Origin of the sequence: Micromonospora deserti, from assembly GCF_003236335.1 — a bacterium.
Lineage (GTDB): Bacteria > Actinomycetota > Actinomycetes > Mycobacteriales > Micromonosporaceae > Micromonospora > Micromonospora deserti.
Window position 1 is genome coordinate 1 of sequence record NZ_POUB01000256.1, and the last position, 8616, is coordinate 8616.

An 8616-nucleotide genomic window follows, 5' to 3' on the forward strand; every position below is an offset into this window, starting at 1 on the left:
GTTAGGCGGGGAGGGGGGTGGACTCGTCGGCTTCGACCTGGCGGTTCCAGTCGGGCTTGGCGGCGCGCCAGCCCTCGTCGTCGATGCCCTGCCGCCAGTAGCCGGAGATGGAGAGCTGCTCGCGGGGCACGGCGCGCTCGACGCGCAGCAGGCGGCGCAACTCGCGGACGAAGGTCGCCTCACCGTGCACGAAGGCGTGCACCGTGCCGGGCGGGAACTCCAGCCCGCGGACCGCCGCGACGAGGGCCTCGCCGACCGGCCGGTCGCCCCGGTGCAGCCAGGTCAGCCGGACCGCGCCCGGGCTGGGCAGCCGCTGCTCCTGCGCCGGGTCGCCGATCTCGACCAGGACCGTGGCCGGGGCGCCGGAGGGCAGCCGCTCCAGGGACGCGGCGATCGCCGGCAGCGCGCTCTCGTCGCCCACCAGCAGGTGCCAGTCGGCGTCCGGGCTCGGGGCGTACGCCCCGCCGGGGCCGACGAAGTGCACCGGGTCACCGGGGCGCAGGGCGGCCGCCCACGGGCCGGCCAGCCCCGCGTCGCCGTGCTGCACCACGTCCACGGTGAGCTCGCCGGCCACCGCGTCCCAGGCCCGCACGGTGTACGCGCGCAGCCGGGGCCACTGCTCCCGGGGCCGGTCGCGGCAGATCGCCGCGAGGTCCATCGGCTGCGGGTAGTCGACCCCCGGCACCGGAAAGACGATCTTGATGTAGTGGTCGGTGAACTCACCCACCGGCAGGCCGGTCAGTTCCTCGCCACCGAGCACCAGCCGGATCAGGTGCGGGGTGGGCCGCCCGGTGCGTACCACCCGGGCGGTCGTGACCTTCTTCTGGCGCTCCGTCATGCTGGTTAGGTTAACCTAACTTCACACCGCGCCCCACCGACGGTGCCCCACCCCCGACCAGGCGGGCGTGCCAGGCCACCGCGGCCGGGTCGGTGAGCGAGGCGACCTGGTCGATCACCACCCGCAGCCGGGCGGCGTCGTCCGGCGCGGCCCGCCACACCGGGGCGAAGATCGGGTCGAGCGCGTCCGGCGCCCGGTCGACGAGGACCGCGACCAGCTCGGCGAGGATCGCCCGCTGCCGCTGGTAACGGCTCAGGGCACCGGGGCGGCGCATCACGTACCGCAGCGCGATGCCCTTGAGCAGCGCGCACCGGGCCCGGATCCGCCGGGGCACGACCAGGTCGGCGGCGTACCGGCGGTGCGGGCCGGGGCCGAACCGCTCCTGGGTGGCGGCCACCACGGTCGAGACGAACCGGCCGGTCAGCACGCTGGTGGTCGCCTTCAACGCGGCCTGCGCCCGGTGGCTGCCGTCGTACTCGGCGAGCGGCGTGAGCACCGGGTCGGCGAGCAGGTCGAGCAGCACCTCACCGAGGTCGGCCGGAGACTCGCCGGAGTAGGCGGCGGCGACGTCGGCGCAGAGCGCGGCCCGTTCGTCCGGATCGGTCAGCAGCGGGCGCAGCGTCACGTACCCGCCGTGGATGCCGTCCTCCACGTCGTGCACCGAGTACGCCACGTCGTCGGCCCAGTCCATCACCTGCGCCTCCAGGCAGCGCCGCCCCTCGGCCGGCGCGCCGGCCCGCAGCCAGGTGAAGACCGCCAGGTCGTCGGCGTACGCCCCGAACTTGCGCTGTCCCGGCCGGCGCGGCCAGGGGTACTTGCTGACCGCGTCGAGCGAGGCGCGGGTCAGGTTCAGCCCGGCGGACGTCCCGTCGGCGGCCAGCACCTTGGCCTCCAGCCGGGTCAGTACCCGCAGTGTCTGCGCGTTGCCCTCGAACCCGCCGCAGGACGCGGCGAGAGTGTCCAGTGCGTCCTCACCGTTGTGCCCGAACGGCGGGTGGCCGAGGTCGTGCGCGAGCCCGGCGGTGTCCACCACGTCCGGGTCGCAGCCCAGCCGGGCCCCCATCTCCCGGGCGATCTGGGCGACCTCCAGCGAGTGGGTCAGCCGGGTCCGCAGGAAGTCGTCGGTGCCGGCCGTGTGCACCTGGGTCTTCGCGGCGAGCCGCCGGAACGCCGCCGAGTGCAGCACCCGGGCGCGGTCCCGCTCGTACGGCGACCGGCCGTCGCCGGTGTCCTTGGGCGGCTCACCGACCCACCGTCGCGCATCCGGATCAGCCGGCCGGGCCCGAGCGCTCAACCGTCACGCTGCCGCAGCACGCAGAACTCGTTGCCCTCCGGGTCGGCGAGCACCGTCCAGCCCGGGTCGCCCTGCCCGATGTCCACGTGCCGGGCGCCCATGTCGACCAGCCGCTCGACCTCCGCCTCCTGGTCGTCGGGGCGCAGGTCGAGGTGAAGCCGGTTCTTGGTTGCCTTGCCCTCGGCCACGGGCGCGAAGACGATGCCGGGCAGCCGGTCGGCGGACTGGCGGATCTCCACCTCGTCCGCCTTCTCGCTGACCACCTGGTAGCCGAGCGCCTCGGCCCACCAAAGGGCCAGCCGGGCCGGGTCCCGGGCATCGACGGTGAGGCTCTCCCAGGCGCTGCTCATGCCGCACAGACTACGCCCGGACGGGCCGGACGGCGCGGCGGCGACGTGCGCCCACCCGGTGCGCAGCGGGCCGGACGGCGCGGCGGCGACGTGCGTCCGCCCGGTGCGCAACCCCCGTTCAGACCAGAGTTGTCGACCGATCGCCGACGGTTACGGGCTCGCGAGGCAAGGTGGCCACCGGTAGCGTTCCCAGCGCGGAACGTGACCAACCTCAGACCATGACGGTGGGAGAGACGCTCGTGAACGCGGACACGATGGTGGGAACGGAGTTGTGGGGGCTGCGACGGCGCCGCCCCGAGGTCGCCGGCACGGTGCTGGCGGGCACCGACGGCCTGCTGATCTCCAGCGACCTGCCGGCGACGGACGCCACCCACCTGGCGGCGCTCGCCGCGGCCAGCTTCGGTCTCGGCCACCGGGTGGCGGACACGGTGCGGCAGGGCGAGTTCCGGGAGTCCGTGGTCCGCACGTCGGCCGGCGCCGTGGTCACCTACCCGGCCGGGCGGAACGCGCTGCTGACGCTGGTCGCCGACTCCGCCGCCGACCTGGAGGCGTTGCACGACGACGCCCGGGCGGTGGCCCGGCGCACCGGGTCGGTGCTGGACACCCGGCCCGCCGCGCCCGGGGCGTCGCCCGCGCCCGAGGCGCCCGCCCCGTTCGCCGTGACCACCCCGGGGGCGGCGCTGCCCCGGCGCGCCGCGCACCACACCTGGCGCCGCCCGCCGATCTGACCCGACTCCGCACGACAGCGGCGGCGGGCCCGCTCCCCCGGGTCCGCCGCCGTCGGCGTGCCGGCCGACACCCGGCGGCCCGGGGTGCCGGCCCGCCGTCGTCGCGCCTCAGCGGCTGTCGGAGCCCTCCGTCTGCACCCCGGCGCGGCCGGCCTCCAGCCGCGCGACCGGTACCCGGAACGGCGAGCAGGACACGTAGTCCAGGCCCACCTCGTGGAAGAAGTGCACCGACTCCGGATCACCGCCGTGCTCGCCGCAGACGCCGAGCTTCAGCCCCGGCCGGGCCGCCCGGCCCTCCTCGGTGGCGATCCGCACCAGCCGGCCGACGCCCTCGGCGTCGATCGACTCGAACGGCGAGATGCCGAAGATGCCCAGCTCCAGGTACCGCCAGAAGAACGCGCCCTCGACGTCGTCGCGGGAGAAGCCCCAGCCCATCTGGGTCAGGTCGTTGGTGCCGAAGGAGAAGAACTGGGCCGCCTCGGCGATCTGGCCGGCGGTCAGCGCGGCGCGAGGCACCTCGATCATCGTGCCGATCAGCACCTCGACCGGCTGCTCGCGGGTGACCTCGGCGATGATCCGCTCCGCCTCGGCGCGGACCGTCTCCAGCTCCTGGACGGCGCCGACCAGCGGCACCATGATTTCCGGGCGCGGCGTGACGCCGTTGCGCGCACACTCGACCGCGGCCTCGGTGATCGCCCGGACCTGCATCGCGAACAGGCCGGGGATGACCAGGCCCAGGCGTACGCCGCGCAGGCCCAGCATCGGGTTCTGCTCGTGCATCCGGCGGACGGCGGCGAGCAGCGCCTCCTCCTTGGCCACGTCCTCGCCGCGCTCCTGCGCCACCGCGACATTGACCGCGAGCTGCTCCAGCGGCGGCAGGAACTCGTGCAGCGGCGGGTCGATGAGCCGCACGGTGACCGGCAGCCCGTCCATCTCGCGGAAGATCTCCACGAAGTCAGCCCGCTGCAACGGCAGCAGCGCGGCCAGCGCGTTGTCGCGCTCGGTCTCGTCGCGGGCCAGGATCAGCCGCTCGACCAGCTCACGCCGGTCGCCGAGGAACATGTGCTCGGTGCGGCACAGCCCGATGCCCTGGGCGCCGAAGCGACGGGCCCGGGCGGCGTCCGCGGCGGTGTCGGCGTTCGTCCGGACCACCAGCCGCCGCTTGGCGTCGGCGTGCGTCATGATCCGGTGTACGGCCTTCACCAGCGGGTTGTCGATGTGCTCCGGGTCGAGGCTGCCCTCGAAGTACTGCACCACCTCCGACGGCATGACCGGCACCTCGCCGAGGTAGACCTTGCCCGTGGTGCCGTCAATGGAGACGACGTCGCCCTCGTTGACCGTCTGCCCGGCCACGGTGAACTCCCGCTGCGGGATGTTGATGTCCAGTTCGTCGGCGCCGGAGACGCAGGTCTTGCCCATCCCCCGGGCCACCACGGCGGCGTGGCTGGTCTTGCCGCCCCGGGAGGTGAGGATGCCCTTCGAGGCGATCATGCCGTTCAGGTCGTCCGGGTTCGTCTCCCGGCGGACCAGGATCACCGGCTCCCCCTCGGCGGCCAGCTCGACCGCGCGGGCAGAGGTGAAGACCACCTTGCCGACCGCCGCGCCCGGAGACGCGCCGATGCCCTTGGCCACCGGCTGGAACTCGTGGTCGAGCTGGAAGCGCGGGAACATCAGCTGGGCCAGCTGGGCGCCGTTGACCCGGTGCAGCGCCTCGTCCAGGTCGATCAGGCCCTCGTCGACGAGCTGACCGGCGATGACGAAGGCCGCCGCGGCGGTGCGCTTGCCGACCCGGGTCTGCAGCATCCACAGCTTGCCGCGCTCGATGGTGAACTCGATGTCGCAGAGGTCCTTGTAGTGCTCCTCGAGCCGGGCCATGAAACCGAGCAGCTCGTCGTAGGACTTCTTGTCGATCCGCTCCAGCTCCTGCAACGGCACGGTGTTGCGGATGCCGGCGACCACGTCCTCGCCCTGGGCGTTGGCCAGGTAGTCGCCGTAGATGCCCTGCAACCCGCTGGCCGGGTCGCGGGTGAAGGCGACGCCGGTGCCCGAGTCGGGGCCGAGGTTGCCGAAGACCATCGTTACCACGTTGACCGCGGTGCCCAGGTCCGCCGGGATGCGCTCCTGCCGGCGGTAGACCACCGCCCGCTCGGCGTTCCACGACTCGAAGACCGCCCGGATGGCCAGGTCGAGCTGCTCCCGCGGCTCCTGCGGGAACTCGCGGCCGGTGTGCTTGCTGAAGATCCTCTTGAACGCGTCGACCAGTCCGCGCAGGTCGTCCGCGTCCAGGTCCAGGTCGGTGGTGGCGCCCTTGGCGCGTTTGGCGTCGTCGAGCGCGTGCTCGAACTCCTCGCCCGGCACGTCGCAGACGGTCTTGCCGAACATCTGGATCAGCCGACGGTAGGAGTCCCAGGCGAACCGCTCGTTGCCGCCGGCCTGCGCGGCGAGCCCGACGACGCTGCGGTCGTTGAGCCCGACGTTGAGGACGGTGTCCATCATGCCGGGCATGGAGAACTTGGCCCCGGACCGGACGGAGACCAGCAGCGGGTCCGCCGGGTCGCCGAGGCGCTTGCCCATCGCCCGCTCCAGCGCGGCGAGGTGGGCGGCGATCTGGCCGGCCAGTCCGGCCGGTTCCTCGCCGGTGGCGAGGTACGCCTTGCAAGCCTCGGTGGTGATGGTGAAGCCCGGCGGGACCGGCAGCCCGAGATTGGTCATCTCGGCCAGGTTGGCCCCCTTGCCGCCGAGCAGGTCCTTCTGGTCCTTGTTGCCCTCGGCGAAGTCGTAGACGTACTTGTGTTCCACCATCTCTTGTGCTGCCACCAGAGCCTCCCACGCGCGCCGGTCCGACACTTAACGAAGGTTCAGTTGCTCTCATACCCCGGCGCGGATCACCGGTAATCCGGCGTCCCGCGCCGATCGGTGGGCGAAGGTTAAGCGAACATCGAGTGGCCTGGGACCGTTCGGTGACAATAGGCACAGCTATCACGACCATCCGCGTTCGTGGTGGTTTTTGGGAACGCTTCCATGCGCACGATCACGCAATCGCCGCTCCTCTCGTACCCTTGACGGCACGCGTTTCGGTGAACCTCACCTTTGCCATAACCGCCGCGAATACACCCCTCGGAGTCGTCGCCGTGTCAGCCACCCCCACCGCCGCCCCGGAACCGCTCGACCCGGCCCACAGCGGGCCGGGCGACCTCGTCGCCGGGCCGGTTCCCCTGCGCGAACCGGCCGCGGCCGAGCTCGCCCGGGTGGCGGCCCGGGCCGCCGGCGACCTGCTCGCCCCGCCGGCGCCGGTCCGGCTCGGCGACGTCGTGCCCGCCCCCGAGCGGGTCGTCCCGGACCCGACCGCCGACTTCCTCCTTCCCGCCGACGCGGCGATCCGGGTCAGCGCCGATCCCGCCGCCCTCGCCGTCGGCGAGCAGCTCGCCGCCCTGCTCCGCCCGGCGACCGGGTACCCGCTGCCGGTCACCGACGCGCCCCGCCCGGAACCGGCCGGCGGCATCGCCCTGGCGCTCGGCGACGACGACCTCGGCCCCGAGGGCTACCGGCTCGACGTGACGGCCGCCGGGGTGCGCGTCGGCGCCGCCACCGCCGCCGGGCTCTTCCACGGCGTGCAGACGCTGCGGCAGCTGCTGCCCGCGGCGGTCGAGAGCGCGACGCAAGTCGCCGAACGCTGGGTGCTGCCCGGCGGGTCGATCACCGACCGGCCCCGGTTCGGCTACCGCGGCGCGATGCTCGACGTGGCCCGGCACTTCTTCCCCGTCGAGGACGTGCTGCGGGTGGTCGACCACCTGGCCCGGTACAAGCTCAACCACCTGCATCTGCACCTGACCGACGACCAGGGCTGGCGAATCGCGGTCGACTCGTGGCCGCGGCTGGCCACCGTCGGCGGGGTCGGCGAGGTCGGCGGCGGCCCCGGCGGGTACTACACCCGGGCCGACTACCGGCGGATCGTCGCCTACGCGGCCGAGCGGCACATCACCGTCGTGCCGGAGATCGACCTGCCCGGACACACCAACTCCGCGCTGGTCGCGTACCCGGAACTGGCGCCGCACGGAATCGCACCAGCGCGGTACACCGGCACCGAGGTCGGGTTCAGCTACGTCGACCCGGCCAGCGAGCGGACGTACGACTTCGTCAGCGACGTGCTAGCCGAGGTGGCCGCGCTCACCCCCGGCCCGTGGCTGCACATCGGCGGCGACGAGGCGTTCAAGGTGAAGGGGGAGGCGTACACCGGCTTCGTCGAGCGGGTGCAACGGATCGTCGCCGGCCTCGGCAAGACCGTGGTCGGCTGGCACCAGATCGCGCCGGCCGGGCACGCCGACGGCCGGGTGCTCCAGTGGTGGGGCACCAACGGCGACGACCCGGCCACGGCCGAGGCGGTACGCCGGGGCGCACGGCTCGTCCTCTCCCCCGGCAACCACGCCTACCTGGACATGAAGTACGCCCCGGACACCCCGATCGGGCACGACTGGGCCGGCCTGATCGACGTGCGGCGGGCGTACGACTGGGACCCTGGCGCGCACCTGGCCGGGGTGCCCGCCGAGGCGGTACTCGGCGTCGAGGCGCCGCTCTGGACCGAGTCGGTCACCTCCCGGGCGGAGATCGAGTTCATGCTCTTCCCCCGGCTCCCCGCCTGCGCCGAACTGGGCTGGTCACCGCGCACGGGGCACGACTGGGCCGGGTTCCGGGAGCGGCTGGCGGCGCAGGGAGCTCGCTGGGCGGCGGCCGGCATCCACTACCACCGTTCGGTCGAGGTCCCCTGGCCGGCCACGCCACTCCACCCGTGAGGCGGGGGGCGGACGGCGTAGCTCGGTGGCCCATCGGTCGAGAGCACCCGAAAACTGCTCCGTATCGGCGATGTGGTCACCCCCGGACCGTGCGGGGCACACGAATGTCGCCGCCCGGAAGTGGATCGACCCGCCGTCGGTGAGACCCGGGGAGTACGCCGATCCCCGGCTCGCGGGATCGCCTGCCCTGGGCGTCGTGTCCGGTTCACGGTGCCCGTCGTGCGACCGGGCATCCGGTTTGTCCGGCGCGTCCCGTGGTTGGGGCCACCCCGGCGGCGGAATCGGCGGCCGCCCCGGGTCGTTGAACATGGCATACCCGCGGCGCTTTCCCAGCGCCACCACGCGGGAGCCGGCCCCGGCGGAATCCATCCCGGGCCCGGGTCGTTGAGACACCCCGGACGGCCGAGCAGGTCCCCCGGATCGCCGGCCGATCCCCGCACGACCTTTCCCTTTCCCGCGGCCCACCGCACCCCCGTTGGCGTGCCGCGTACCCCCGAACGAAAGGCTTTGATCATCATGCGTACCGACATTCTGCGCAAGACCGCTCTGACCGCTGCCGGCCTCGCCTTCACCGGCGGCGCCATCGCCGCCCCGGTCACCGCTGTCTACGCCGCCG

General features: G+C 73.6%; 6 protein-coding genes. 2 read left to right on the forward strand and 4 right to left on the reverse strand.

Going from position 1 to position 8616, the window contains the following annotated elements; translation table 11 throughout:
- Position 1 precedes the first annotated feature (1 nt).
- From C1I99_RS25765 to C1I99_RS25775, 3 genes are read right to left on the reverse strand one after another with little or no spacing between them, the layout of a single operon-like run.
- A complete protein-coding gene (locus tag C1I99_RS25765) occupies positions 2 to 838 on the reverse strand; it encodes a siderophore-interacting protein (RefSeq protein ID WP_111136780.1) in 837 nt (278 codons plus the stop codon).
- 10 nt (positions 839 to 848) lie between these two features.
- Complete coding sequence (locus tag C1I99_RS25770) at positions 849 to 2132, reverse strand: deoxyguanosinetriphosphate triphosphohydrolase (RefSeq protein WP_111136781.1); 1284 nt, start codon at positions 2130 to 2132, stop codon at positions 849 to 851.
- Positions 2129 to 2482 (reverse strand): VOC family protein, encoded by a 354-nt coding sequence (locus tag C1I99_RS25775; RefSeq protein ID WP_111136783.1) that lies wholly within the window; start codon positions 2480 to 2482, stop codon positions 2129 to 2131. The genes C1I99_RS25770 and C1I99_RS25775 overlap by 4 nt, the downstream gene beginning before the upstream one ends.
- A 218-nt stretch (positions 2483 to 2700) precedes the next feature.
- On the opposite strand from C1I99_RS25775, the gene C1I99_RS25780 reads away from it, so the two are divergent.
- Positions 2701 to 3210: a roadblock/LC7 domain-containing protein gene (locus tag C1I99_RS25780; RefSeq protein WP_233512712.1), complete on the forward strand. Its 510-nt coding sequence runs from the start codon at positions 2701 to 2703 to the stop codon at positions 3208 to 3210.
- 108 nt (positions 3211 to 3318) lie between these two features.
- Here the strand turns inward: C1I99_RS25780 and ppdK are convergent, their stop codons facing one another.
- The gene (gene ppdK / locus C1I99_RS25785; RefSeq protein ID WP_111136784.1) at positions 3319 to 6027 is read right to left on the reverse strand and encodes a pyruvate, phosphate dikinase; all 2709 of its coding nucleotides are present in this window, start codon (positions 6025 to 6027) and stop codon (positions 3319 to 3321) included.
- Positions 6028 to 6341: 314 nt separating this feature from the next.
- On the opposite strand from ppdK, the gene C1I99_RS25790 reads away from it, so the two are divergent.
- Positions 6342 to 8000, forward strand: coding sequence for a beta-N-acetylhexosaminidase (locus C1I99_RS25790; protein WP_233512713.1), 1659 nt, complete (start codon positions 6342 to 6344; stop codon positions 7998 to 8000).
- Positions 8001 to 8616: the final 616 nt, after the last annotated feature.